24 protein-coding genes are annotated in these 24743 nt (G+C 75.0%); 8 read left to right on the forward strand and 16 right to left on the reverse strand.

What is annotated here, in order from left to right; all coding sequences use genetic code 11:
- Positions 1-34 precede the first annotated feature (34 nt).
- Together QC029_RS01745 and QC029_RS01750 are read left to right on the forward strand one after the other, a co-directional pair.
- Entirely contained in the window at positions 35-700 is a 666-nt protein-coding gene (locus QC029_RS01745) for a ThuA domain-containing protein (RefSeq protein WP_279553487.1), read from the forward strand.
- A 28-nt stretch (positions 701-728) separates the two neighbouring features.
- Positions 729-1289, forward strand: coding sequence for an O-acetyl-ADP-ribose deacetylase (locus QC029_RS01750; protein ID WP_279553488.1), 561 nt, complete (start codon positions 729-731; stop codon positions 1287-1289).
- Positions 1290-1323: 34 nt separating this feature from the next.
- Here QC029_RS01750 and QC029_RS01755 read toward each other — a convergent pair whose 3' ends face one another.
- The 8 genes from QC029_RS01755 to rhaI form a co-directional block, all read right to left on the reverse strand.
- On the reverse strand, positions 1324-1635 hold the full coding sequence (locus QC029_RS01755; protein ID WP_279553489.1) for an alpha-amylase: 312 nt from the start codon (positions 1633-1635) through the stop codon (positions 1324-1326).
- A gap of 203 nt (positions 1636-1838) precedes the next feature.
- On the reverse strand, positions 1839-3122 hold the full coding sequence (locus tag QC029_RS01760; protein WP_279553490.1) for a DUF1343 domain-containing protein: 1284 nt from the start codon (positions 3120-3122) through the stop codon (positions 1839-1841).
- A gap of 114 nt (positions 3123-3236) precedes the next feature.
- Positions 3237-3902, reverse strand: coding sequence for an LUD domain-containing protein (locus tag QC029_RS01765; RefSeq protein WP_279553491.1), 666 nt, complete (start codon positions 3900-3902; stop codon positions 3237-3239).
- Positions 3899-5407 carry a lactate utilization protein B gene (locus QC029_RS01770; protein ID WP_279553492.1) on the reverse strand — a complete coding sequence of 503 codons (1509 nt, stop codon included), beginning with the start codon at positions 5405-5407 and terminating at the stop codon, positions 3899-3901. Before QC029_RS01770 ends, QC029_RS01765 begins: the two co-directional genes overlap by 4 nt.
- Positions 5404-6171, reverse strand: coding sequence for a (Fe-S)-binding protein (locus QC029_RS01775; RefSeq protein WP_279553493.1), 768 nt, complete (start codon positions 6169-6171; stop codon positions 5404-5406). The genes QC029_RS01770 and QC029_RS01775 overlap by 4 nt, the downstream gene beginning before the upstream one ends.
- Complete coding sequence (locus tag QC029_RS01780; RefSeq protein WP_279553494.1) at positions 6162-7658, reverse strand: rhamnulokinase family protein; 1497 nt, start codon at positions 7656-7658, stop codon at positions 6162-6164. Before QC029_RS01780 ends, QC029_RS01775 begins: the two co-directional genes overlap by 10 nt.
- 95 nt (positions 7659-7753) lie before the next feature.
- Complete coding sequence (locus QC029_RS01785) at positions 7754-9808, reverse strand: bifunctional aldolase/short-chain dehydrogenase (RefSeq protein ID WP_279553556.1); 2055 nt, start codon at positions 9806-9808, stop codon at positions 7754-7756.
- 5 nt (positions 9809-9813) lie between these two features.
- Positions 9814-10974 carry an L-rhamnose isomerase gene (gene rhaI, locus QC029_RS01790; RefSeq protein ID WP_279553495.1) on the reverse strand — a complete coding sequence of 387 codons (1161 nt, stop codon included), beginning with the start codon at positions 10972-10974 and terminating at the stop codon, positions 9814-9816.
- A gap of 238 nt (positions 10975-11212) precedes the next feature.
- Between rhaI and QC029_RS01795 the strand changes: the two genes are divergently transcribed.
- Complete coding sequence (locus tag QC029_RS01795) at positions 11213-11533, forward strand: L-rhamnose mutarotase (protein ID WP_279553557.1); 321 nt, start codon at positions 11213-11215, stop codon at positions 11531-11533.
- Positions 11534-11718: 185 nt separating this feature from the next.
- On the forward strand, positions 11719-12738 hold the full coding sequence (locus tag QC029_RS01800) for a LacI family DNA-binding transcriptional regulator (protein ID WP_279553558.1): 1020 nt from the start codon (positions 11719-11721) through the stop codon (positions 12736-12738).
- Positions 12739-12895: 157 nt separating this feature from the next.
- On the opposite strand, the gene QC029_RS01805 is transcribed toward QC029_RS01800, so the two are convergent.
- Positions 12896-14017: an NAD(P)-binding domain-containing protein gene (locus QC029_RS01805; protein WP_279553496.1), complete on the reverse strand. Its 1122-nt coding sequence runs from the start codon at positions 14015-14017 to the stop codon at positions 12896-12898.
- 63 nt (positions 14018-14080) lie between these two features.
- Here QC029_RS01805 and QC029_RS01810 point away from each other — a divergent pair, with 63 nt between their 5' ends.
- Entirely contained in the window at positions 14081-14503 is a 423-nt protein-coding gene (locus QC029_RS01810; protein ID WP_279553497.1) for a secondary thiamine-phosphate synthase enzyme YjbQ, read from the forward strand.
- A 6-nt stretch (positions 14504-14509) separates the two neighbouring features.
- Here the strand turns inward: QC029_RS01810 and QC029_RS01815 are convergent, their stop codons facing one another.
- Positions 14510-15214 carry an HAD family phosphatase gene (locus QC029_RS01815; protein WP_279553498.1) on the reverse strand — a complete coding sequence of 235 codons (705 nt, stop codon included), beginning with the start codon at positions 15212-15214 and terminating at the stop codon, positions 14510-14512.
- A 144-nt stretch (positions 15215-15358) separates the two neighbouring features.
- Here QC029_RS01815 and QC029_RS01820 point away from each other — a divergent pair, with 144 nt between their 5' ends.
- The gene (locus QC029_RS01820; protein WP_279553499.1) at positions 15359-16417 is read left to right on the forward strand and encodes a lactonase family protein; all 1059 of its coding nucleotides are present in this window, start codon (positions 15359-15361) and stop codon (positions 16415-16417) included.
- 73 nt (positions 16418-16490) lie between these two features.
- On the opposite strand, the gene QC029_RS01825 is transcribed toward QC029_RS01820, so the two are convergent.
- The 5 genes from QC029_RS01825 to QC029_RS01845 form a co-directional block, all read right to left on the reverse strand.
- Positions 16491-17483: a hypothetical protein gene (locus tag QC029_RS01825; RefSeq protein ID WP_279553500.1), complete on the reverse strand. Its 993-nt coding sequence runs from the start codon at positions 17481-17483 to the stop codon at positions 16491-16493.
- A 151-nt stretch (positions 17484-17634) separates the two neighbouring features.
- Positions 17635-18663 (reverse strand): N-acetylglucosamine kinase, encoded by a 1029-nt coding sequence (locus QC029_RS01830; RefSeq protein WP_279553501.1) that lies wholly within the window; start codon positions 18661-18663, stop codon positions 17635-17637.
- Positions 18660-19337, reverse strand: a complete 678-nt coding sequence (locus QC029_RS01835; RefSeq protein ID WP_279553502.1) for a uracil-DNA glycosylase — start codon at positions 19335-19337, stop codon at positions 18660-18662. Before QC029_RS01835 ends, QC029_RS01830 begins: the two co-directional genes overlap by 4 nt.
- A 48-nt stretch (positions 19338-19385) precedes the next feature.
- A complete protein-coding gene (locus QC029_RS01840; RefSeq protein WP_279553503.1) occupies positions 19386-20471 on the reverse strand; it encodes an exo-alpha-sialidase in 1086 nt (361 codons plus the stop codon).
- Between the two features lie 94 nt (positions 20472-20565).
- Entirely contained in the window at positions 20566-21645 is a 1080-nt protein-coding gene (locus QC029_RS01845; protein ID WP_279553504.1) for an NADH:flavin oxidoreductase/NADH oxidase, read from the reverse strand.
- Positions 21646-21749: 104 nt separating this feature from the next.
- On the opposite strand from QC029_RS01845, the gene QC029_RS01850 reads away from it, so the two are divergent.
- Positions 21750-22109, forward strand: coding sequence for a helix-turn-helix transcriptional regulator (locus QC029_RS01850; RefSeq protein ID WP_279553505.1), 360 nt, complete (start codon positions 21750-21752; stop codon positions 22107-22109).
- 115 nt (positions 22110-22224) lie between these two features.
- Here the strand turns inward: QC029_RS01850 and QC029_RS01855 are convergent, their stop codons facing one another.
- Complete coding sequence (locus QC029_RS01855; RefSeq protein WP_279553559.1) at positions 22225-22905, reverse strand: DUF305 domain-containing protein; 681 nt, start codon at positions 22903-22905, stop codon at positions 22225-22227.
- 282 nt (positions 22906-23187) lie between these two features.
- Here QC029_RS01855 and QC029_RS01860 point away from each other — a divergent pair, with 282 nt between their 5' ends.
- Positions 23188-24672 (forward strand): LVIVD repeat-containing protein, encoded by a 1485-nt coding sequence (locus QC029_RS01860; RefSeq protein WP_279553506.1) that lies wholly within the window; start codon positions 23188-23190, stop codon positions 24670-24672.
- Positions 24673-24743: the final 71 nt, after the last annotated feature.

The raw sequence follows: 24743 nt of genomic DNA on the forward strand, positions 1-24743 counted from the left end.
CCGCGGCGGTGTCCGGATGGGGGATCATGGGGCCATGAGCGCTGACCGGATCCTCGTCTTCACCCGGACCACCGGCTACCGGCACGACTCCATCCCGCACGGCGTGGACGCCTTCCGCGCCCTGGGCGGCGGCCTGGGCCTGGCCGTCGAGGCCACCGAGGACCCGGACGCCCTCGCCGCCGGCCTGGACGGCTGCCGGGCCGTGGTCTTCCTCTCCACCAGCGGCGAGGTGCTGACGCCGGGGAGCCGCGAGGCCCTGCGCGCGTACGCCGCCGGGGGCGGCGCCTTCGTCGGCGTGCACGCGGCGACCACCACCGAGTACGACTGGCCCTGGTACGGCGAGCTGGTCGGCGCCCGCTTCGAGCGGCACCCCGAACTCCAGCCGGGCGTCGCGGTGGTGGAGGACCGCGACCACCCCGCCACCGCACACCTGGACGCCGCCTGGCCGTTCACCGACGAGTGGTACGACTTCCGCGCCAGCCCGCGCGGCCGGGTGCGGGTGCTGGTCTCCGCCGACGAGTCCACGTACGAGGGCGGCGGGATGGGGGAGGACCACCCGCTGGCGTGGTGCCACGAGAACACCGGGGGCCGCTCGTTCTACACCGCCCTCGGCCACAGCCCCGAGTCCTACGCCGACCCCGCCTTCCGGCGCCACCTGCTCGGCGGTCTGGCCTGGGCGGCCCGGCTCCCCCTGCCCTGAACCGGGCGGAACCGGGCAGGATGCCCCCATGGTCACGATCCGGTTGGTCCAGGGCGACATCACCGAGCAGTCCGTCGACGCGGTGGTGAACGCCGCCAACTCCTCCCTACTGGGAGGGGGAGGCGTGGACGGGGCGATCCACCGCAGGGGCGGCCCGGAGATCCTCGCCGAGTGCCGGGCGCTGCGCGCCTCCCGCTACGGGAAGGGCCTGCCGACCGGCCGGGCGGTGGCCACCACGGCCGGCCGGCTTCCCGCGCGCTGGGTGATCCACACGGTGGGGCCGGTCTGGTCCCCCGTCGAGGACCGGTCGGAGCTGCTGGCCTCCTGCCACCGCGAGTCGCTGCGCGTGGCGCGCGAACTGGGCGCCCGCACCGTCGCCTTCCCCGCCGTCTCCACGGGCGTCTACGGCTGGCCGCTGGACGACGCGGCCCGCGTCGCGGTGCGCGCGGTGCGCGAGGAGGCCGGGCGGGACGGGGGAGACGGGGGAGACCGGGTGGAAGGGACGGACGGAGCGGACGGGGCGTTCGAGGAGATCCGCTTCGTCCTGTTCGACCGGCGGGCCTACGACGCCTTCGCCGAGGCCCTGTGACCGCCGCGCCCGGGTGCGGTACCGGGCGCGGCGCTCAGCGCTCGTCGCACAGGTCGGTCCGCACCGGGTGGTTGGCGTCCGTGCCGTAGCCCGCGAAGGTCACGGTGGCCCGCGGCTCCACGGCCCGGCAGGGGCTCGGCGTGCCGTCCGTGTAGAGCACCCGGACGGTGTGCGTCTCGGCGCAGCCGTTGGTGACGAGGGTGTAGCGCCAGCTCGGGGCGAGGGTGACGCACGCCGGCGCCTCGCCCGTCCCGGCCGCCACCGCGGGCGCGGCCGCCGCGGCGAGCCCGGAGAGGGCGAGGGCCAGGACGGTGAGCGGGGAGGCCATCCGTAGAGCGCTGAACACGCTGACTCCTTCACTTGGTTTCCGTGAGGTGCGACAGCGTCATCCTGCCGTCCGTGCAAGAGATTTCAGAATTTTGCGCAAGAACATGGCGTTACTTTTACCCTTCGGGCGTGCGCGGGCGCACGGACAGCAGCAAGGGCGCACGAAAGCGGCCGTCCCGGCGCCTCGCGCCGGGTCGGCCGCCTCGTGCCGTGAAAGGGGTTTCAGCGGTAGAGCAGATACGCGCGCCGCTTCCGCTCGAAGGCGCGGACCTCCCCCCGCCAGGCGGCCACGACCTCGTCCGCGTCCTTGCCCGCGTCGATCATCTCCCGCAGCCGCGGGGACCCGGAGAGCTTGTCGATCCAGAAGGGGCGCTTGGCGTCCCAGGAGTCCTGGCGCCAGGCGAAGTCGGGGTAGCGGCGCGCCTCCACCAGCATCGCCACCGCCGTGGGGATCGGCTCGTAGCGGCGCGGGTCGGTGACGTGGATCTGGACGCCCGCGCAGGTGGCGCCGGTGTGCTTGCCGAACGTCGGCACGAAGTACCCCTCGCGGAACCGCACGCCCGGCAGCTTCCGGGCGTTGAGCCGGTCGCCGTAGCGGTGGTCCAGGTACGGCGCGCCGACGAACTCGAACGGGCGGGTGGTGCCGCGCCCCTCCGAGAGGTTGGTGCCCTCGAAGTAGCCGGTCCCCGCGTAGACCACGGCGGTGTCCGCGGTCGGCATGTTCGGGGAGGGCGGCACCCACGGCAGACCGCTCTCGTGCGCGGTGGAGTACGGGTCCCAGCCGTGCACCGGCACGACCTCCAGCTCCGCCACCTTCCCGCCCTCGCCCTCCTTCGGCAGCAGCTCGCCGTTGAAGTAGCGGGCCAGCTCGCCCACCGTCATCCCGTGCTGCTGGACGATCACCTCGGCCCCGACGCCGGAGGTGAACTCCTCGGTCATCAGCGGGCCGTCGGCACGGCGCCCGATCGGGTTCGGGCGGTCCAGCACCACGAAGCGGGCGCCGATGGAGCGGGCGGCGACCATCGCGTTGTACATGGTCCAGATGTAGGTGTAGAAGCGGACCCCGACGTCCTGGATGTCGAAGACGACGGTGTCCGCCCCGGCCCTGGTGAACAGCTCGGCCATCTTCGCCGCGCCCGCGCCGTACGCGTCGTACACCGTCAGGCCGGTGCGCGGGTCGGTGAACTCCGGCTCGGAACCGCCTGCCTGCGCGCTGCCCCGGAAACCGTGCTCGGGACCGAAGACCCCGACGATCTCCAGCTCGCTGCGCGCGGCCATGGAGTCCACGATGTGACCGGTGTCGCGCAGGACGCCGGTGGGATTGCTGATCACGCCGACCTTGCGGCCGCGCAGCATGGACCAGTCGCGGGCGGCCGCGACGTCGGCGCCGGGCACGACGCCCCGGTCGCCCGGCCGTCCTGCGGCGGTGGCGGTGGCGGGGGACAGGAGCGGTGCGGCCAGCGCGGCGGCCGCGCCGCCGGCGAGGAGTGAGCGGCGGGAAGGCATGCCGGGAAGCTAGCCCCGTGCGCCGTGAGCGACAAGGGGCCACGCACGGTGGCAGAGGTGTAGAGCAATGGCGGGGCACCGACGGAGCAACCCCGGTCGCGCCCGCCCCGCCGGTCACCCCCCGGCTCGCTCCTCCACGAGGACGACCTCCAGGGTGCGCGGGCCGTGGACGCCCTCCACCCGGTCCAGCTCGATGTCGCTGGTGGCCGACGGGCCGGAGATCCAGGTCAGCGGACGGGCCGGGTCGAGCCGCTCCAGCGCCTCGGACACCGACGCCACCACCTGATCCGGGACGCGCACCACGCAGACGTGGTGGTCGGGGACGAGCGTGATGCGGCGGCGCCCCTGGTCGGGGCCGCCGTCCAGCACGATCGTGCCGGTCTCCGCGATCGCCACCGCGCACCCGGTCACCACGCTGTCCACCGCGTCCAGGTCACGCGCGGTGGAGGCCGCCCGGTCGGGGACGAGGGCGGCGCCGGCGCCCTCCAGCCACCGGGGCGGCAGGCCGGGCGGCACCAGCACCGTGCCGCTCCCGCGTTCGAGCAGCAGCCGGCGCAGCAGCGCGGGCAGACCGCCGGCGTCGGTGCGGTGCACCACGGCGCGGTAGTCCGCCAGGTTCTCCGCCAGCAGGTCGGCCAGCGCGCCGGACGCCGCGGCCCCGGACGGGACGTGGGCGCGCTCGTACTCCCGGGGGACGGGGACGCCGTCCGGCGTCTCGGCGCGCGGTACGTCCCGCAGGGCGCGGCAGATCCGGCCCAGCACCACGTCACGGCCGCTCATCGGGCACCTCCCTGGTCTCCCTGCTCTCCCCGGTCTCCCCGGTCGCGCTGCCACCAGTCGCGGAAGGACTCCGCGGGCACCCGGGGCAGGTCGCGGCTCGCCGTCCACGCCCGGCCCGGTCCGGGCAGGCGGCGCGGGTGCAGCCGCCGCGTACGGGAGGCCAGCCGCTGGCCGGCCCGCAGCGCCGCCGGGTGCTCGAAGACCCAGCGGGCCGCCCGCATCGCGGCGCGCTCGGCGGCGTGGCCGCGGGCGGGGCGGATGGTCGTGCGCTGCCCGCGCACCGTCGCCTCGCCGCCCTCCACGACGCGTTCGCGCAGATGGACCAGGACCCGGGGGATGTCGATCGCGACCGGGCAGACCTCGTAGCAGGCCCCGCACAGCGAGGACGCGTACGGCAGCGAGGCGTCCAGCTCCGTCGCCGTACCGCGCAGCAGGGGTGTGAGGATCGCGCCGATCGGACCCGGGTAGGCCGAGCCGTACGCGTGCCCGCCCGCCCGCTCGTAGACCGGGCAGACGTTCAGGCACGCCGAGCAGCGGATGCAGCGCAGCGCCTGGCGGCCCACGGTGTCGGCCAGCGCGTCGGTACGGCCGTTGTCCAGCAGCACCAGGTGGAAGGCGCGCGGGCCGTCGGCGGACGCGGAGTCCGCGGCGCCGGTCCACATGGAGGTGTAGGGGTTCATCCGCTCGGCGGTGGAGGAACGGGGCAGCAGTTGGAGGAAGACCTCCAGGTCGCGCCAGGTGGGCACCACCTTCTCGATGCCGACCACCGAGATCAGCGTCTCGGGCAGGGTCAGGCACATCCGCCCGTTGCCCTCCGACTCGACCACCACCAGCGTGCCGGTCTCGGCCACCATGAAGTTGGCGCCCGAGATCCCGACCTTCGCGCGCAGGAACTTCTCCCGCAGGTGCAGCCGGGCGGCCTCGGCCAGCTCGGCCGGATCGTCGGTCAGGCCGTCCGGCGCCGGACGGCCCCAACTCCCCATCTCGCGGCGGAAGATGTCGCGGACCTCGCCGCGGTTGCGGTGGATGGCCGGGACGAGGATGTGCGAGGGCAGGTCGTCGCCGAGCTGGACGATCAGCTCGGCCAGGTCGGTCTCGTAGGCGCGGATCCCGGCCGCCTCCAGCGCGGCGTTGAGGCCGATCTCCTGGGTGGCCATCGACTTGACCTTGACCACCTCGGTCTCGCCCGTGGCGCGCACCAGGTCCGTGACGATCCGGTTGGCCCCGGCCGCGTCGGCCGCCCAGTGGACGGTGCCGCCCGCGGCGGTCACGGCCTCCTCCAGCTGCTCCAGGTAGTGGTCGAGGTGGCGCAGCGTGCGGTCCTTGATCGCGGCGCCGGCCGCCCGCAGCCGGTCCCAGTCCGGCAGTTCGGCGACGGCCTTCGCGCGCTTGGCGCGGATGGTGCCGGTGGCGTGTCGCAGGTTGCCGCGCAGCCGCGCGTCACGGGTGGCCGCGGCGGCCGCCTCGGGGAAGGCGGGCATGCCCAGGAACGTACCGCCGCTCATCGCGCCGCCTCCTCCGCTTCGTCCCGCGCCGTGCCGTCCCCCGTGGCGGCCAGGATCTCGGCGAGGTGGACGGGCCGGACGGTGGAGCCCCGCCGGGACAGGGTGCCGCCGATGTGCATCAGGCAGGAGTTGTCCACCGCGCACACCGCCTCCGCTCCCGTGCCCTCGATGCTGCGCGCCTTGTCCGCGCCCATCGCCGCCGACACCGCCGCGTTCTTCACCGCGAAGGTCCCGCCGAAACCGCAGCACTCCTCCGCGCCCGGCAGCTCGACCAGCTCCAGGCCGCGCACGTTCTCCAGCAGCCGCCGGGGCCGGTCGCCCAGCCCCAGCGTCCGCAGGCCGTGGCAGGTCGGGTGGTAGGTGACGGTGTGCGGGTAGTAGGCGCCCACGTCCGTCACCCCCAGCACGTCCACCAGGAACTCGCTCAGTTCACACGTCCTGGCGGCCACCTCGGCCACGGCCTCCGCCGCCGGGCCGCCGAAGGCCCGGGCGGCGACGCGCGGATGGTTCTCCCGCACCATCGCCGCGCACGAGCCGGACGGGGTGACGACGTGGTCGTAGCCGCGGAAGACCTCGGCGAAGCGGCGCACCAGCGGCTCGGTCTCGCGCCGGTAGCCGGTGTTGAACTGCGGCTGCCCGCAGCAGCTCTGGGCGAGGGGGAAGTCCACCTCCACCCCCAGCCGCTCCAGCAGGGCGACCGCGGCCCGCCCGGTGCCGGGATAGAGCGTGTCGGTCACACACGTCACGAACAGTGCTACGCGCATACCGCGGCCTCCGCCCGCCGCCAGGCGGCCTGGTCACCCATGGGCTCATGGTGCCGCAGCGGCTGGGTGGCGCGCAGCAGGGAGCGCAGCGCGGCCAGGTCGCCGTCCACGGCGCCGGCCGCGCGCGCCTGGACCAGCACGTTGCCGAAGGCCGCCGCCTCGGCCGGCCCCGCGACCACCGGCAGCCCGCAGGCGTCGGCCGTCAGCTGGCACAGCAACTCGTTGCGCACCCCGCCGCCGACGATGTGCACCACCTCCACCTCCCGCCCCGACAGCCGCCGGGCGTCGGCGACCGCCCGGCGGTGGGCCAGGGCCAGGGAGTCCAGCACGCAGCGGACCGTCTCGGCCGGATCGCGCGGCGCCGGCTGCCCGGTGCGGCGGCAGGCCCCGGCGATCCGCTCGGGCATCCGGCCCGGCGCCAGGAAGGCCGGGTCGCCCGCGTCCACCACCGAGCGCAGCGCGGGAGCCTTCGCGGCCCCGCGCAGCAGCGTCTCCAGCTCCGGGCGCAGTCCCTCCGCCTCCCAGGAGCGCAGGCACTCCTGGAGGAGCCACAGGCCCATGATGTTGCGCAGGTAGCGGACCGTGCCGTCCACGCCCAGCTCGTTGGTGAAGTTCGCGGCGCGCGACTCCTCGGTGAGCACCGGCGCGTCCAGCTCCACGCCGGCCAGCGACCAGGTGCCGGTGGCGATGTAGGCGAAACCCCGTCCGCTCCCGGCCGGGACCCCGGCCACGGCCGAGGCGGTGTCGTGCGAGCCGACGGCCGTGACCGGCACCGGCCCGGTCAGCCCGCACTCCTCCAGCACCTCCTCCAGCAGCTCGCCCGCCGGATCCCCCGGCCGGCGCAGCGGCGGGAACAGCGACAGGTCGACGCCGAACGCGTCCGCCACCGGCCGCGCCCAGCCGCCGGTGCGCGGGTCGACCAGCTGGGTGGTGGAGGCGTTGGTCAGCTCGGTGCCCTCCTCGCCCGTCAGCCAGTACGCGAACAGGTCGGGTATCAGCAGCAGGCGCCGGGCGGCGGCCAGGGCGGGGGTGCCGCGGGCCGCCACCAGCTGGTGGAGGGTGTTGAACGGCTGGTACTGCAGGCCGGTGGCGGCGTACAGCTCCTCGGGCGGCATGACGGCCGCGGCCCGCTCCGCGGCCCCCTCCGTGCGGCCGTCGCGGTAGTGGACCGGGTTGCCCAGCAGCGCGCCCGAGGCGTCCAGCAGCCCGTGGTCCACGGCCCAGGAGTCGATGCCGACCGAGGCCAGGCGCCCCTCGGGCGCGGCCCGGCCCGCCGCCCGCAGTCCGTCCAGCACGCCCCGGTACAGGCCGAGGACGTCCCAGTACAGGGTCCCGCCGGCGCGGACGGGGCGGTTGGGGAAGCGGTGCGCCTCGCGCAGTTCCAGGGCGCCCGGTCCGGCCGTGCCGACCATGATGCGTCCGCTGGAGGCGCCCAGGTCGACGGCGGCGAAGGACAGGGGGGTGCGCGGGGGTGGGGCAGGGGGCACGGTGGACCTCGCGGGACGGTGGGTTGGGCCTGCCCGGCGACCGCGGTGGCACGACAGGACGCGCGCGGTGGCCGGGCAGGGGATCGGGAGGGGCGTCAGCGCAGGAAGGCGGCGGCGACGCCCGCGTCGACGGGGATGTGCAGTCCGGTGGTGTGGCTCAGCTCGCCGCCGGTGAGGGCGAACACCGCGTTCGCCACGTGCTCGGGCAGCACCTCGCGCTTGAGGAGGGTGCGCTGGGCGTAGAACTCGCCGAGCTTCTCCTCCGGCACCCCGTACACCGCGGCGCGCTGCGCCCCCCAGCCGCCGGCGAAGATGCCGGAGCCGCGCACCACGCCGTCGGGGTTGACGCCGTTGACGCGGATGCCCAGTTCGCCCAGTTCGGCGGCGAGCAGCCGCACCTGGTGGGCCTGGTCGGCCTTGGTGGCGCCGTAGGCGATGTTGTTGGGGCCGGCGAAGACGCCGTTCTTGGAGGCGATGTAGACGATGTCGCCGCCCAGGCCCTGGGCGGCCATCACCCGGGCGGCCTCGCGGGAGACCAGGAAGGAGCCGCGGGCCATGATGGCGTGCTGGAGGTCCCAGTCCCTCGCGGTCGTCTCCAGCAGGGGCTTGGAGATGGAGATGCCCGCGTTGTTGACCACCAGGTCCACGCCGCCGAAGGCGAGGACGGCCGCCCCGAACGCCTCGGCGATCTGCTCCTCGTCGGTGACGTCCACCGTCACCGCCACCGCCTTGTCGGGGCCGCCCAGCTCCTCGGCGACGGCGGAGGCGTTCTCCGCGTCGAGGTCGGCGACCACCACGCACGCGCCCTCCGCCACCAGCCGGTGCGCGATGGCCCTGCCGATGCCCGACCCGGCGCCGGTGACCAGCGCGATCCGGGTGGCCAGCGCCTTCGGCTCCGGCATCCGCCGGAGCTTGGCCTCCTCCAGTTCCCAGTACTCGATGCGGAACTTCTCCGACTCCTCGATGGGGGAGTAGGAGGAGACGGCCTCGGCGCCGCGCATCACGTTGATCGCGTTGACGTAGAACTCGCCCGCCACCCGCGCGGTCTGCTTGTCCCTGCCGAAGGAGAACATGCCCACGCCGGGGACGAGGACGATCGCCGGGTCCGCGCCGCGCATCGCGGGGGAGTCCGGCGCGGCGTGCCGCTCGTAGTACGCGCGGTACTCCGCGCGGTACTCCGCGTGCAGCTCCGCCAGCCGCGCGACGGCCTCCTCCAGGGGCGCGGCCGGCGGCAGGTCGAGGACCAGGGGCCGGACCTTGGTGCGCAGGAAGTGGTCCGGGCAGGAGGTGCCCAGGGCCGCCAGGCGCGGGTGCTCGGCGCGGGAGAGGAAGTCCAGGACGGCGTCCGTGTCGGTGAAGTGCCCGACCTGCGGCCGGTCGGCCGACGCGACGGCGCGTACGTACGGCGCCAGCGCGGCGGCGCGCGCCCGGCGCTCGTCCTCCGGCAGCGGCTCGTAGCCGTCCAGGACCGGGCCGAACGGCTCGGGCCTGCCGCGCTCGGCGAGGAACGCCTCGGCGGTGCGGATGATGTGGAGCGAGTTGCGCTCGCACTCCTCGGAGGTGTCGCCCCACGCGGTGATGCCGTGCCCGCCCAGGACGCAGCCGATCGCCCGCGGGTTGGCCTCCTTGACGGCGGCGATGTCCAGCCCGAGCTGGAAGCCGGGGCGGCGCCACGGCACCCAGACGACGGTGTCGCCGAAGCACTCGGCCGTCAGCTTCTCGCCGTCGGCGGCGCAGGCGAGCGCGATGCCGGAGTCGGGGTGGAGGTGGTCGACGTGGGCGGCGTCCACCAGGCCGTGCATCGCGGTGTCGATGGACGGGGCCGCTCCGCCCCGGCCGTGCAGGCAGTGGTCGAACGCGGCGACCATCTCGTCCTCGCGCTCCACCCCCGGGTACACGTCCTTCAGCGCGCGCAGCCGGTCCAGGCGCAGGACGGCCAGCCCGTCGGCGCTCAGCGTGCCCAGGTCCCCGCCGGAGCCCTTGACCCACAGCAGCTCGGTCTCGCCGCCGGTCACGGGGTCGGGACCGGTGCCCTTGGCGGAGGTGTTGCCGCCCGCGTAGTTGGTGTTGCGCGGGTCGGAGCCCAGCCGGTGCGAGCGCGCCAGCAGCGCCCCGACCGTCTCGTGCCGTGTCGTGCGGTTGCCGTCCACGTGTCTCACGCCCCCCAGCCGGCCTGGCGGCCGTCCTTGCGGTCCTCGGTGATCCGCTCGGCCCATCCCGAGCGGTGGTACGCCGCGACGGGGTCCGGGTCCAGGCCCATCTCCTCGCGGACCTCGGCCAGCAGCGGCCGTACGTCGGTGTTGAAGGCGTCCATCAGCACGGCGTTGGCGGCCAGTACGTCGCCGGCGGCCTGGGCGGCGGACAGCGCCTCGCGGTCGACCAGCAGGGCCTTGGCGGTGGCCTCCTGGACGTTCATCACCGAGCGGATGATCGCGGGGATCTTCGCCTCGATGTTGTGGCACTGGTCGAGCATGAAGGCGGTCCGCGGCCCGTATCCGCCGCCGCGCACCACCTCGTACATGATCCGGAAGAGCTGGAAGGGATCGGCGGCGCCGACCATCAGGTCGTCGTCGGCGTAGAAGCGGGAGTTGAAGTCGAAGCCGCCCAGCTTCCCCTCGCGCAGCAGCACGGCCACGATGAACTCGATGTTGGTGCCCGGCGCGTGGTGGCCGGTGTCCACCACCACCTGCGCCTTCTCGCCCAGCCGCAGGCAGTGCGCGTAGGCCGTGCCCCAGTCGGGGACGTCGGTGGTGTAGAAGGCGGGCTCGAACAGCTTGTACTCCAGCAGCATCCGCTGCCCCTCGCCGAGCCGCTCGTACACCGCGGACAGGGCCTCGGCCAGCCGGTCCTGGCGGGCGCGGACGTCGTCCTGGCCGGGGTAGTTGGTGCCGTCGGCGAACCACAGCTTCAGATCGCGCGAGCCGGTGGCGTCCATGATGTCGACGCACTCCAGCAGGTGGTCCAGCGCCTTGCGCCGTACGGCCGCGTCCGGGTGGCAGACGCTGCCGAGCCGGTAGTCGTCGTCCTGGAAGACGTTGGAGTTGATCGCGCCGAGGGCCAGCCCGCGCTCCTCGGCGTGCTTCGCCAGGGCGGCGTAGTCGTCGACCCTGTCCCAGGGGATGTGCAGGGCCACGGTCGGCGCGACGCCGGTGTGCGCGTGCACCCGGGCCGCGTCGTCGAGCTTCTCCTGCGGGGTGCGCGGGACGCCGGGCTGCGCGAAGACCTTGAAGCGCGTTCCGGAGTTGCCGTAGGCCCACGAGGGCGTCTCGATGGCCTGGTTCTTGAGGGCCGCCTTCACGGCGGACACGGCGGTCATGCGTCAGAGCTCCCGGGTGCCGGACGGCTTTGTGAATCGTTTCATCGCCGGAAAGCTATGGGTGTCCGAAGGGGGTGTCAAGAGGCCGGGAGCCAGGAGGCCGCGAGGAACCGGTCGTTCCTGGCCGTTTGCGTTCTTCCGGTCGCGGGCCGTTGACGGGGGCCGAGGAGTGCCTCTACCGTCCGTGCGTCCTGGGTGAAACCATTCACAGGCAACCGTGGCGTCCGAGGAGGAGCGTGTGCAGCGCGTCTGCTTTCTGCTGAAGGTCCGGGCCGACCGGCTGGCGGAGTACCGCGAGCGGCACGCCGCCGTCTGGCCGGAGATGCTCCGTGCCCTGAGCGGGAGCGGCTGGCGCAACTACTCGCTCTTCCTGCGCGAGGACGGCCTGCTGGTCGGCTACCTGGAGACCGAGGACTTCGCCGCGGCGCGGGCCGCCATGGCGGCCACGGACGTCAACGCCCGCTGGCAGGCGGAGATGGCCGGTTTCTTCGAGGCGTTGGACGGCGAGCGGCCGGACGAGGCGATGCGCCCCCTCACCGAGGTCTTCCACCTCGACTGAGTCCCGCCGAACCCACCGGGAGGGGCCGTGACGGGACGGCCGGCCGCGGTGGGCCGGGGCGGGGGGCCGCCGGCGGAGTCCGGCGCGCGTCCGGCTCCGGCGCGGGTGCGTAGCATGGGCGCGCGGCCCCGGGCCGGGCGCCGCGGACAGCAGGAAACGGGGAGACGGTCGGGCTCGTGGCGCGCATGGTGGGCATCAAGGACGTGGCACGTCAGGCTGGGGTGTCGGTGGGGACCGTCTCCAACGTCATCAACCGCCCGGAGATGGTCGCCGAGGAGACCAGGACCCGGGTGCAGGCGGTGATCACCCAGCTCGGCTACGTGCGCAGCGAGTCGGCGCGGCACCTGCGGGCGGGCCGGAGCCGGATCATCGCCCTGCTCGTCCTCGACATGGCCAACCCCTTCTTCGCCGACGTCGCCTCCGGCGCCGAGCGGGCGGCGCGGGAGCAGGGGCTGGGGGTGATGCTGTGCAACAGCGCGCAGAGCCCCGCGGAGGAGGCCGACTACCTCTCCCTCTTCGCCGAGCAGCGGGTGCGCGGCGTCCTGGTCACCCCGGCCGACACCACCGGCCGCAACCTGGCCGACTTCCGCCGCCACGACATCCCCTACGTCGTGGTGGACCGGGTGCTGTCCGGCTCCGACGAGGGCTGCTCGGTCTCCGTCGACGACGTCACGGGCGGATCGCTGGCCGCCCGGCACCTGCTGGCCCAGGGCCACCGCGAACTGGTCTACGTGAGCGGGCCGATGCACCTGTCGCAGTGCCGCGACCGGCACACCGGCGCGCTGGCGGCCCTGCGCGAGGCGGGGCTGCCGGAGAGCGCGCTGCGGCGGATCGAGGGGGAGCGGCTGGACGTGGCGGCGGGACGTGACGCGGGGGCGCGGCTGCTGGGCATGGCGCCGCGGCCGACGGCGGTGTTCTGCGCCAACGACCTGCTGGCGCTGGGCGTGCTCCAGGCGCTGTTCGCCGCCGGGGTCTCGGTACCGGGGGACATCGCCCTGGTCGGCTACGACGACATCGAGTTCGCGGCGGCGGCGGCCGTGCCCCTGACCTCGGTGCGGCAGCCCGCCTTCCGGATGGGGCGCACGGCCGCAGACCTGCTCATCGAGGAGACCGGGGAGGACGCCGCCGAGCACCGGCACCAGCGGATCGTGCTCCAGCCCGAACTGGTCGTCCGCGACTCCAGCATCACCGCCTCCCACCACTGACCACCGCCGGACCCGCACCGGAACCCGCACCGCGGCGGCACGACCGGCGAGCAGGCCGGTGGCGCGGCCCACGGGGAGGCTCCCCCTCGGACGCGACGGGACGGCTCCCTCCGCCTCCCGGCGGACCCCCGGGCCGGCGGGAAGCGCGCCCCCGCGGTCACCGCGCGGCCGTCTCCCGTACGGCCGCGCGTCCGGGGGACGGCCCGGCTCCCCCTCCGCTAGCCCGGGGCCGGGCGAGGAGGGCCCGCACCTCGCGGACCGCGGCCCGGCCCGCGCGGTTGGCGCCGACGGTGCTCGCCGAGGGGCCGTAACCGACCAGGTGGATCCGCGGGTCGCGCACGGTGCGGGTGCCGTCCATGCGGATGCCGCCGCCCGGCTCGCGCAGCCGCAGCGGCGCCAGGTGGCCGATCGCGGCGCGGAAACCGGTGGCCCACACGATGCTGTCGGCCGCGACCGCGCGCCCGTCGTCCCACTCCACGCCGCCGGGCGTGATCCGGTCGAACATCGGCAGACGCCGCAGCACCCCGCTCTCCCGGGCGCGGCGCATCTCCTCGGTCATGGGCAGCCCCGTCACGGAGACCACGCTGCGCGGCGGCAGCCCGTCCCGTACGCGCTCCTCCACCAGGGCGACCGCGGCGCGTCCGCGCCCGGCGTCGAACGGGCCCTCGGTGAAGACCGGCTCGCGGCGGGTCACCCAGGCCGTGGCGGCCGCGGTCCGGGAGATCTCCAGCAGGTGCTGGACGGCCGAGGTGCCGCCGCCCACGACGACCACGCGCTCGCCGGCGAAGGCGTCCGGGCCGGGGTAGCGGGAGGTGTGGAACTGGCGGCCGGCGAAGGTCTCCTGACCGCGCACCCGGGGCCGGAACGGGCGGTCCCAGGTGCCGGTGGCGTTGATCAGCGCCCGGGCCGTCCACGTGCCCGAACCGGTCTCCACCAGCAGCCGTCCGTCCCCGGCCTCGCGGACCGCGCGCACGTGGACCGGGCGCAGCACCCGCAGGTCGAAGGCCCGCTCGTAGGCCGCGAAGTACCCGCCGATCACCTCGGAGGAGGGGCGGCGGGGGTCGGCGCCGGTCAGCTCCATGCCCGGCAGGGAGTGCATCCCGTGCACCCGGTCGTACGTCAGCGTGGGCCAGCGGAACTGCCAGGCCCCGCCGGGGTGCGGGGAGTGGTCCAGGACGACGAAGTCCCGGCCGGGCTCGTAGCCCGAGCGCCGCAGGTGGTACGCGCTCGACAGGCCCGCCTGCCCGGCGCCGACGACCACGACCTCCACATCGTTCACGTTCCGGACAACCACGGGCGGCGCCGGATGCTTCCCGGCGCGGACAGGCGTCAGGATGGGGTCATGAGCGATCGCTTCACCACCCGCATCCTCCATGTCACCACCGGCTCGCACGAGACCGTCGCCGACCTCACCCGCGACTGCGAGAACTTCCTCGCCGAGGTGGCCGACGGCCGCGACGGGCTGCTCAACGTGTTCGTCCCCCACGCGACCGCCGGCATCGCGATCATCGAGACCGGGGCGGGCAGCGACGACGACCTGCTCGCCGCGCTGCGCGACCTGCTGCCCGCCGACGACCGCTGGCGCCACCGGCACGGCAGCCCCGGGCACGGCCGCGACCACGTCCTGCCGGGCCTCGTCCCGCCGCACGCCACCCTGCCGGTGATCGGCGGGCGGCTGGAACTGGGCACCTGGCAGTCGGTCTGCCTGGTGGACACCAACGGCGACAACCCCGAGCGCCGGGTGCGGCTGTCCTTCCTCGGCTAGCGCCGGCTAGCCCCGGTCCGCGCCCACCAGCCACTCGTACGCGGCCCGCGCGTCGAACTCCCGCTGCCCGCCGGGGAAGCACAGCCCCGCCGCCGCGAAGGCCGGGTCACCGGCCGTCTCGGGCAGGTAGGGCACGGCGACGCACCGCATCCCGGCGCGGCGGGCCGCCTCCGCGCCGGGCGGCGCGTCCTCCACCACCGCGCACCGCGCGGACTCCACGCCCAGCCGCCGGGCCGCCTCCAGGAACACGTCCGGCGCGGGCTTGCCCCGGGCAACCTCCTCGGCCGAGACGCGGACGGGCAGCAGGCCGGCCAGACCGGAACCCTCCAGCACCGCGTCGACCGCCGTGCGCGAGGAGCCGGAGGCGACGGCCATCGGGCACCCGGCGGCGTGCAGCAGTTCCACCAGCGCGCGCATCCCCGGGAAGACGGTGGCCGCGGTGCGCGCCAGCTCCAGGTAGAGGCGGTTCTTCCCGGCCAGCAGCTCCTCCAGCGGGGCGTCGATCCGGTGCTCCTCGCGCAGGGTCGCGAGCGTCTCCCGGGTGCCGATGCCGATGAAGCGCGTGTGGTCCTCCCAGGTGAAGCCGGTGACGCCGTACGAGGCGAGCAGCCGTCTGCCCGCCTCGTAGTAGACGGGCTCGCTGTCCACGAGCGTGCCGTCGAGGTCGAAGATCACGGCTGCGGCGGGGGAGGCGGCGGCAGAGGGTGTCATGGGACCAGCATCCCAAGGCGCGGTCCGGGGGCCGGACGGGGGGATGGTAGCGCTCCCACTCTGGTCCAGGCCAATGCTACGGTCGCCCCCGGTGCCCGGACGGGGCAGCGCTTCAGTGGGGTCGAGAGGGAGAGAGGCGACGCAGTGGACGGTACGGGCGGCGGACGGCGGGCGTACATCGGGTCCTACACCTCGGCGGGCGGACGCGGCATCAGCACGGCCGCCGTCGATCCGGACACCGGGGCACTGACGGTGCTGCACCACACGGACGCGGTGCCCGACCCCTCCTACCTCGTGCCGGGGCCGGGCGCGGGCATGCTCTACGCGGTGAGCGAGACCGAGGACGGCCGCGCCGCCGCGCTCTCCCTGGCCGACCCCGACCGGCCCGGCCCGGCAGGGGCGCAGGTGTCCGTCGGCGGGGCCGGGCCCACCCATCTGACCTGCGCCGCCGGGCAGTTGATCACCGCCAACTACACCTCGGGAAGCATCAGTTCGCTGCCGCTGCGGCCCGACGGCACCCTCGGCGCGCAACCGACCGTACTGCCGCACCACGGCTGCGGCCCGGTGCGCGAGCGGCAGGAGGGACCGCACGCCCACGCGGTGGTCGCCGACGCCTCCTGGCGCTGGCTGCTGGCGGTGGACCTCGGCGCCGACTCGGTGTGGGTCTACCGGCTCGACCACGCCGGGGCCGCGCCCCGCCCGCACGGGCGGACGCCGCTGCGGCCCGGCAGCGGGCCGCGGCACCTGGCCTTCCATCCGCGCGGCGACCGGGCGTACGTCATCAACGAGCTGGACTCCACCGTGACCTGCTGCCGCTGGGACCGGGCGAGCGGCGTCCTGGAGCCGGCCGGCGAGGTCCGCACGCTGCCGGCGGACGCGGGGGGAGAGGCGCGGGAGAACTACCCGTCCGAACTGGTGGTCTCCGCCGACGGCCGCTGGGCCTGGGCCGCCAACCGCGGGCACGACAGCATCGCCGTACTGGCCCTGGAGCCGGACGGCGACGGCATGGAGCTGGTCACCACCGTTCCCTGCGGCGGGCACTGGCCGCGCGACCTGGCCCTGGACCCGGCCGGACGCAGACTCTACGCCGCCAACGAGCGCTCGGGCGACGTGACCTGGTTCGACCTCGACCCGGACACCGGGGTGCCGCGCCGGGCGGGCGCGGTCGAGGCGCCGGCCGCCACCTGCGTCGTCTTCGGCTGACGGGCCGGCCGACCGGCCGACCTGCCGCAGCCGTGCGGCCGCACGGCCCGGCGGGCCGCAGGGGGAGGGCCCGTCAGTGGGCCTGCGCCCCCTGCGGCGACCGCTGGGCGATGCCGAGCTTCGCGGCGTAGGTGGAGGCCACCAGCTTGCCCACCGCGCTGTAGGAGCCCAGCGGCTCGGCGGCCGGGCAGTCGGCCTCCCGGGACGCGGACTCCAGCAGGCCCTCGGGGATCTCGGGGCCGATCAGGCAGGGCGCCAGGGCGAGCTGCCGGGAGCCGGCCTCGCGCAGCTGCTCGGCCGCGCGGGCGACGGCACCCTCCTCGTCCAGCCCGGCCGACAGCACCGGCACCGCCAGGCGCGCGGCCAGCAGCATCCCGGTGATCCCGGCGGCCTGCACGGCCTCCTCGCCGCCCATGGCGGCCAGGATGATGCCGTCCGCGGCGGTCGCCACGGTGAACAGCCGGGCGCGGTCGGCCCGTGCCAGCCCGGCCTCCGAGAGCTTGACGTGGACGGCCTCGGCCAGCAGCGGGTGCGGGCCGAGCACATCGGTCAGCTCGGCGCCGGAACCGCTTTCGAGCACGGTCTGGCGTATCCGGCGCATCTGCGCGCTGTCCGGTCCGGCCAGCAGGGGGACGACCACCGCGAGCGGGGCCTCCTCGATCCGCCGCCGGGCGGCCTCGGCCTCGGCCTCCACCTCGGCGGCCTCCGCTCCCGCCTCCACCGCCTCGGCCGCCGCGGCCTCGAGGGCCGCCGTCGCCGCGGCGGCCCGGACGGTGCGGTCGGCTGCGGCCTGCGTCAGCACGTTCCGGAGGGCGGGGAACTCGCCGTCCTCCCCGTCCACGAAACCCACCCGGGCGTCGAGGCCCGGCAGCTCGGAACGGACGATGCTCAGCGCCTCCTCGGCGAGGCTCCGGGAGGCGCCGGAGGGCACCCCGGGAACGGCCAGCACCAGAGCGGGCGCACCCTCGGGCGCTATGACCGGCCGTGGCCGGCGGTGCCGTCCGGGCTGGCGGGGACGCGGCATTCGTACGGGCAGGCCGTTTGCGGGCCCAGTGGGGGTGCTCATGGCGCCGCATGCTAATGCCTTGGCCGAGTCGGCTGTTCGGGCGGGGCGGAGCAGTCCCGGTCTGTCCCCTTTCCTCCCGCGCGTCGTGGTGACGGTCCCGTGTCGCTGCGTGACGGTCCCGCGCCGTCCGGTATGTCCGCCGCCCCGCGCCTCACCCGACGCGGAGGAGCACCGGGTCCTCCGGCAGCCGCAGCACGTCCCGGGCCAGCCGGTCGGCGACGAGCAGGGCCCCGGCCAGGGGGTCGCCGGCCGCCGGTACGGTCCGGGCGTGCGGCAGCCGTACGGCCAGCTCCCGGCGGAGCGGGGCGAGCAGCGGCTCGCCGATCGCGAACAGTCCGCCGGTCAGGGAGACCCGGCTGCCTCCGGCCTCCGGGCAGACGGCGGCGGCGCTCATGGCGATCTGGACGGCCGCCTCCTCGACGACGCGCGCCGCGACCGGATCCCGGCCGGCGCAGCCGGCCACCTCCGGAGCGAAGGACGCCAGCACCGCCGGACGGTCGGTGCGCGGGTACAGCTTCCCCGGCAGCCCCGCCGCCGGGCCGAAGACGGCCTCGGCACGGGCGAGCAGCGCCTCCGAACCGCCCGGCCGGCCGTCGTGGGCGCGCATCGCCGCCTCCAGACCGGCCCGGCCGATCCAGGCGCCGCCGCCGCAGTCGCCCAGCAGGTGGCCCCAGCCGTCGGCGCGCCGCCAGGTGCGCAGGTCCGTGCCGATGGCGATCATGCCGGTGCCGCCGGCGACCACGGCACCGGGTCGTTCGCCCAGCGCGCCGGCGTAGGCGGTGACGGCGTCGGCGGCCAGGGCCACGCGCCGTGCTCCCAGTTCCCCGGCGAACGCGCCGGGCAGTACGGCGCGCAGTTCGCCGCCGAGCGTCGCCATGCCCGCCGCTCCCACGCACACGGCGTCGATCCGGGTGCCGGAGGCGTCCGCGCCGGAGCCGTCCCGCTCGGCGGCGGCCAGCAGGGAACGGGCCCGTGGCAGCACCAGTTCCAGCAGGTGGGACGCGTCGATGCCGCCGGGGCCGGTGCGCACCGGGCGGTCCGCCGAGGCGGTGCCCACCGGCGCCGGGGCCCGCTGAGCACCGCCGTCGCCGTCGCCGTCGCCGGTCCGCGCCAGCGCGACGCGCAGCCCGGAGCCGCCCGAGTCGACCCCCAGGATCCAGCCCGCCGGGCGGCCCGTCACGGCAGGCGCCAGTCGACCGGCTCCCCGCCCTGCCGCACCAGCATCTCGTTGGCCCGGCTGAACGGGCGCGAGCCGAAGAAGCCGCGGTCCGCCGACATGGGGGAGGGGTGCGCCGACTCCACCGCCGGGTACGCCTCCAGCAGCGGCCGCAGGTTCCGCGCGTCCCGGCCCCACAGGATGGCCACCAGCGGCTTGCCGCGCGCCGCCAGCGCCCGGATCGCCTGCTCGGTGACCTCCTCCCAGCCCTTGCCGCGGTGCGCGGCGGGCCTGCGCGGCGCGGTGGTCAGCGCCCTGTTGAGCAGCAGCACGCCCTGCCGCGTCCACGGGGTGAGGTCGCCGTTGGACGGCCGGGGCGCCCCGAGGTCGCTGTGCAGTTCGCGGAAGATGTTCTCCAGGCTGCCGGGCAGCGGGCGCACGTCGGGGGCGACCGAGAAGCTCAGCCCCACCGCGTGGCCCGGGGTGGGGTACGGGTCCTGGCCCACGATGAGCACCCGCACGTCGTCGAAGGGCTGCTGGAAGGCGCGCAGCACGTTCGGTCCGGCGGGGAGGTAGGTGCGTCCCGCGGCGATCTCCGCGCGCAGGAAGTCCCCCATCGCGGCGATGCGTCCGGCCACCGGCTCCAGCGCCTTGGCCCAGCCCGGTTCGACGATCTCGTTCAACGGTCGTGCTGCCACGGGCGGTCACTCTACTGGTTCGGCCCGTCCGTTCTCAGCCGATCACGGTCAGCCGACCACCGCCGCCCGTACGCACAGCACGTCGGGCAGGTGGGCGGCCAACTGCCGCCAGTGCCCGCCCTCCTCGGAGCCGGCGAACACCTCGCCGTTGCGGTTGCCGAAGTAGATCCCGGCCGGGTCGGCGTCGTCGGTGCACAGCGCGTCCCGCAGCACCGGCCCGTGGTGGTCCGCCTCGGGGAGCCCGTCGGACAGCGGGGCCCAGCTCGCTCCCGCGTCCTCGGTGCGGTAGACCCGGCAGCGCCGGCCGGCCGGCACCCGGTCGGTGTCGGCGTTGAGCGGGAACAGGTAGGCCACACCGCCGCGCCGGGGGTGGGCGGCGACGGGGAAGCCGAAGGTGGAGGGCAGCCCGCCGGCGGCCGGGGTCCAGTTCGCGCCGGCGTCGTCACTGCGGTACACGCCCCAGTGGTTCTGGAGGTAGAGCCGGTCGGGGTCGGCGGCGTCCCGGGCGATCTTGTGCACGCACTGCCCGAACTCCGGGAAGCGGTCCGGCAGGAACACCGCCTCCACCCCGGTGTTCGACGGCGCCCAGCTCCGTCCGCCGTCCCCGGAGCGGTAGACCCCGCCCGTCGAGACGGCCACCGTGATCGACCCCTCGTCGCGCGGGTCGGTGAGGATCGTGTGCAGCCCCAGCCCTCCGCCGCCCGGCTCCCACCGCGCCCGGGTGGGGTGCTCCCACAGGCCGCGCACCAGCTCGAAGGTCTCCCCGCCGTCCTCCGAGCGGAACAGCGCGCCCGGCTCGGTCCCGGCGTACACCACGCCGGGCGCGCCGGGGCCCGCGGGCTGGAGCTGCCAGACGCGCTCCAGCGAGGCGCCGGTGTCCTCGCCGAACCGGACGGCGGGCCGCCCCGGCTCGTGCCAGGTGGCGCCCAGGTCGTCGGAGTGGAGGACCGACGGCCCCCAGTGGGCGCTGTCGGCTCCGACCAGCAGCCGGGGCGTGGGACGCCGGGTGTCGACCGCGACGGAGTGAACCGCCTGCGCCGTGAAGAGCGGATCGCCGAACTCCCAGACCGTGCCGCGCCGCCGGGCCAGGAACAGCCCCTTGCGCGTGCCCACCGCGAGCAGTACGTCGGTCATGCCGCAACACCTCCGGGACGCCGTTGTCCTCGACGCGCGCCAGTGTGCACCCCGCCACTGACAACCGCGTCCCGCCGGCGCCGCCGCGGGCGGATCACACCGCCCAGGCGTACTGGTCGGGCAGGCGTACGGGCCCGGCGCCCAGCGTCCGGGCCGCGCGGTGCGCCCAGTGCGGGTCGCGCAGCAGTTCCCGGCCCAGCAGCACCGCGTCCGCCTCGCCGCCCGCGACGATCTTCTCGGCCTGCTCCGGCTCGGTGATCAGGCCGACGGCCGCCACCGGCAGCCCCGTCTCGGCCCTCACGCGCGCGGCGAAGGGGACCTGGTAGCCGGGTTCGACGGGGATGGACGCCCGCGGTGTGTTGCCGCCGGTGGAGACGTCCAGCAGGTCCACGCCGCGCTCGGCCAGCAGTCCGGCCAGGCGCACGGTCTCGTCGGGGGTCCAGCCGTCCTCCCGCCAGTCGGTGGCCGAGACGCGGAAGAACAGCGGCAGGCCGTCCGGCCACACCTCCCGCACCGCGTCCACGATCCGCAGCGCCAGGCGCGTGCGGTTCTCGAAGCTCCCGCCGTAGGCGTCGGTGCGGTGGTTGCTGAGCGGCGAGAGGAACTCGTGGATCAGATAGCCGTGCGCGCCGTGGATCTCGGCGACCTCGAACCCGGCCGCCAGCGCCCGGCGCGCGGCGTCGGCGAACTGCCGCACCACCTCGTCGATCCGCTCGGCCGTCAGCTCGTGCGGCACCGGGTGCCCCTCGGCGAAGGGCACCGCGCTGGGCGCCACCGGCCGCCATCCGCCGCGGGCGGCGTCCAGCGGCGCGCCACCGCGCCAGGGGGCGTCGGTGGAGGCCTTGCGCCCGGCGTGGGCGAGCTGGACGCCCGGCACGGCGCCCCGCTCCCCGATGAAGCCGGTGATCCGCCGCAGGGCCCGTGCCTGCCGGTCGTTCCACAGGCCCAGGTCGCCGGGGGTGATCCGGCCCTCGGGGGAGACGGCGGTGGCCTCCACCAGGACCAGCCCGGCGCCGCCGGCCGCCCGGGCCGCGTAGTGGGCGAGGTGCCAGTCCCCGGCCGTACCCGCGTCCGGCCCGGTGGGCTCGGCGGAGTACTGGCACATCGGCGACATCCAGACGCGGTTGGGCACGGTCAGCGATCGCAGGGTGTACGGCTCGAACAGAGCGCTCACGGAAGGCTCCTCGTCGGTTCGGGGTCTCGGCCGGTCGGCTCTCATACGATAGGCATCGTAGTACGGCGGGTGTCAAACTACGATGACTCTCGTATCATTGAGCCGTGACGCCCCGCACCCAGAGCCCGAACGCCGCCCGAGAGCTGGAGCACCCGGCCCCCGGGGAGATCCGGCTGGAAGACGTCCTGCACGCGCTCGCCGACCCCGTGCGCCTCCGGATCGTCCGCACCCTGGCGGCGAGCGAGGAGGACCTGTCGTGCTCCCTCTTCGACCTGCCGGTCAGCAAGTCGACGACCACCCACCACTTCCGGGTGCTGCGCGAGAGCGGCGTGATCAGCCAGAGCTACCGGGGCACCGCGAAGATGAGCGCCCTGCGCCGCGGCGACCTCGATCGGCTGTTCCCCGGACTGCTGGACAGCGTGCTCACCGCGGCCGTCCGGCAGGGCGAACGGGGCGGCGGCTGAGCGGCGGACGGCCGGCCCGGCCGCGCGTCCGGGAACGGGACGGGGAACGGGGCGGGAAACGGGAAGGGGCGCGCGGGCTTCCCCCCGCGCGCCCCGAATCCTCTCCGGTCCGTCCCTAGAGCATCGCGCGCATCCGGCCGATCTCGGCCGTCTGCTGGACGGCCACGTCGCCGGCCATCTCCTGGACCTGGGTGTCCTCGCCGTCGGCCGTCACGTCCTTGGCCATCGCCACGGCGCCCTGGTGGTGGGCGATCATCAGCTTCAGGAAGAGCCGGTCGAACTCCTCGCCGCGGGCCGCCCGCAGCTCGTCGAGCTGCTCCTCGGTCGCCATGCCGGGCATCGGCGCGCCGTCGTGGCCGCTGTCATGCCCGCCGCCGTGGTCCCCGTGGTCTCCGTGGTCCCCGTGCTCTCCGTGGCCGTCCCCTCCCTCGCCGTCGCCGCCGTTGCGCTTGAGCCAGGCGCGCATCGCCGCGATCTCCGGCCGCTGGGCCGAGGAGATCCGGTCCGCGAGCCGGCGCACCTTGCCGGAGTCGGCGTGCTCCTCGGCCAGGTCGGTCATCACCAGCGCCTGCCGGTGGTGCTCGATCATCCGCGTGACGTACGAGAAGTCCGCCGCGTTCGGCTTGTCCGCGCGCTCCTCGCCGGCCTTCCGCGCCTCCTCGGCGGAGAGCGTCTCGGCCGCCTCCCCCGGTCTGCCGGGCGCGATCACGGAGGGGCCGCCGCCGGGGGCCGCCTCGCCGGAGCCGTCCTCGCAGCCGGTCAGCGCCATCAGCGCCATCAGCGCCATCAGCGCCATCAGCGCCGTCAGTGCGGCGAGTGCCGCCGACGCGGACGGGAGCGCCCGGGCGGAGAGCCGGGATCTGTGACGGTCTGTCACCTTTCCTCCTGTGGCACGGGGTACGCCGGTTCCCCCGATCCTGACACGGGACGCGCCGACGCCCCCGAATCCTGACACGGAGGAACCCGGCACCGTGTTCGTATTTCCCTGTCGGGACAGGGGCGCGAGGGGTCATACTGCCCGAGTCCGTGAGCCGCCCAACTCGGGGCGACACCAAGCGGATCGACAGGGAGGAAAGCAGTGACGTCGTTGCCCACACCCCGTGCGCGGCGCAGACGCCTCGGCGCGGCGGCGGCCGTACTCGGTCTGCTGACCACGCTCTTCGCCGCCGGACCGGCGGCGGCCACCCCCGACCCCGGCGACTCGCCGGCCACGTCCGGGAAGGCGTCGAAGCAGGACCGAGCGGAAGCCGAAGCAGCCATCCGGAGCGGCGAGATACCCGGCGTGGACGAGATCGTCCACAGCAGGAACGTCTCGCACCTGACCAACCTGCCCAAGGGAGCCCTCAAGAGCCTCAACACGGACCTGGCCTTCCAGGGCCGCTACGCCTTCGCCGGCAACTACGACGGCTTCACCGTCTACGACATCAGCCGCCCGAAGTCCCCGAAGATCGTCAGCCAGGTGCTCTGCCCGGGCGGGCAGAACGACATCTCCGTCTCCGGCGACCTGCTCTTCCTGTCCACCGACTCCTCCCGCAGCGACGACTCCTGCAACAGCACCTCGCAGTCGCCCACGGAGAAGAGCTCCTGGGAGGGCATCAAGGTCTTCGACATCAGCGACAAGCGGAACCCGAAGTACGTCTCCGCCGTCGAGACCGCCTGCGGTTCGCACACCCACACGCTGGTGCCCGACCGCAGGGACGTCTACGTCTACGTCTCCTCCTACTTCCCGGACGCGACCTTCCCCGACTGCCAGCCGCCGCACGACGGCATCTCCGTCGTGAAGGTGCCGCGCCAGGCGCCCGAGGACGCGTCGGTCGTCGACTTCCCCGTCCTCTTCCCGGACGGCGGCAACCCGGGCCCGCCGCAGAACCCGGTCGCCATGGTGCCCACCACCGGCTGCCACGACATCACCGCCTTCCCCGAGCTGAAGCTCGCCGCGGGCGCGTGCATGGGCGACGGCATCCTGATGGACATCTCGGACCCGGCCGAGCCCCGCGTCATCGACCGCGTCCAGGACAACGAGAACTTCGCGTTCTGGCACTCGGCCACCTTCAACGAGAACGGCCGCAAGGTCGTCTTCACCGACGAGCTCGGCGGCGGCGCCGGCGCCACCTGCAACGCCGAGGTCGGCGACAAGCGCGGTGCCAACGGCATCTACCACATCACCGGCAAGGGCGACCAGCGCAAGCTGGTGTTCAAGAGCTACTTCAAGATCCCCCGGCACCAGGCCGACACCGAGAACTGCGTCGCCCACAACGGCTCGCTGATCCCGGTCAAGGGCCGCGACATCATGGTGCAGGCCTGGTACCAGGGCGGTGTCTCCTTCTGGGACTTCACCGACTCCACCAGGCCCAAGGAGATCGGGTACTTCGAGCGCGGCCCGTACTCCGACCCCAACGCCATCGGCGGCTCCTGGTCGGCGTACTACTACAACGGGTACGTCTACTCGAACGACATCCAGATGGGCTTCGACGTCCTGCAGATCCGGGACCGGCGCACCGCCGGCGCCGAGCGCGTCCGGCTGCGTGAGCTCAACGCCCAGACCCAGCCCGACTACCGCTGACTCCTGCTGAGCCCCGCTGATCCCCGGGTCCCGGCGGCACTGCCGCCGGGGCCCGGCCGCTCGCAGCGGCC

This window comes from Streptomyces sp. DH37, from assembly GCF_029813835.1.
GTDB lineage: Bacteria > Actinomycetota > Actinomycetes > Streptomycetales > Streptomycetaceae > Streptomyces.

Coding starts and splice junctions, on each gene's coding strand:
- QC029_RS01825 (WP_279553500.1), bottom strand. CDS start 17,483: ATGAGCACCCCCACTGGGCCCGCAAACGGCCTGCCCGTACGAATGCCG.
- QC029_RS01840 (WP_279553503.1), bottom strand. CDS start 20,471: ATGACCGACGTACTGCTCGCGGTGGGCACGCGCAAGGGGCTGTTCCTG.
- QC029_RS01750 (WP_279553488.1), top strand. CDS start 729: ATGGTCACGATCCGGTTGGTCCAGGGCGACATCACCGAGCAGTCCGTC.
- QC029_RS01760 (WP_279553490.1), bottom strand. CDS start 3,122: ATGCCTTCCCGCCGCTCACTCCTCGCCGGCGGCGCGGCCGCCGCGCTG.
- QC029_RS01810 (WP_279553497.1), top strand. CDS start 14,081: ATGAGCGATCGCTTCACCACCCGCATCCTCCATGTCACCACCGGCTCG.
- QC029_RS01775 (WP_279553493.1), bottom strand. CDS start 6,171: ATGCGCGTAGCACTGTTCGTGACGTGTGTGACCGACACGCTCTATCCC.
- QC029_RS01815 (WP_279553498.1), bottom strand. CDS start 15,214: ATGACACCCTCTGCCGCCGCCTCCCCCGCCGCAGCCGTGATCTTCGAC.
- QC029_RS01770 (WP_279553492.1), bottom strand. CDS start 5,407: ATGAGCGGCGGTACGTTCCTGGGCATGCCCGCCTTCCCCGAGGCGGCC.
- QC029_RS01745 (WP_279553487.1), top strand. CDS start 35: ATGAGCGCTGACCGGATCCTCGTCTTCACCCGGACCACCGGCTACCGG.
- QC029_RS01800 (WP_279553558.1), top strand. CDS start 11,719: ATGGTGGGCATCAAGGACGTGGCACGTCAGGCTGGGGTGTCGGTGGGG.
- QC029_RS01765 (WP_279553491.1), bottom strand. CDS start 3,902: ATGAGCGGCCGTGACGTGGTGCTGGGCCGGATCTGCCGCGCCCTGCGG.
- rhaI (WP_279553495.1), bottom strand. CDS start 10,974: ATGACCGCCGTGTCCGCCGTGAAGGCGGCCCTCAAGAACCAGGCCATC.
- QC029_RS01855 (WP_279553559.1), bottom strand. CDS start 22,905: ATGGCGCTGATGGCGCTGATGGCGCTGATGGCGCTGACCGGCTGCGAG.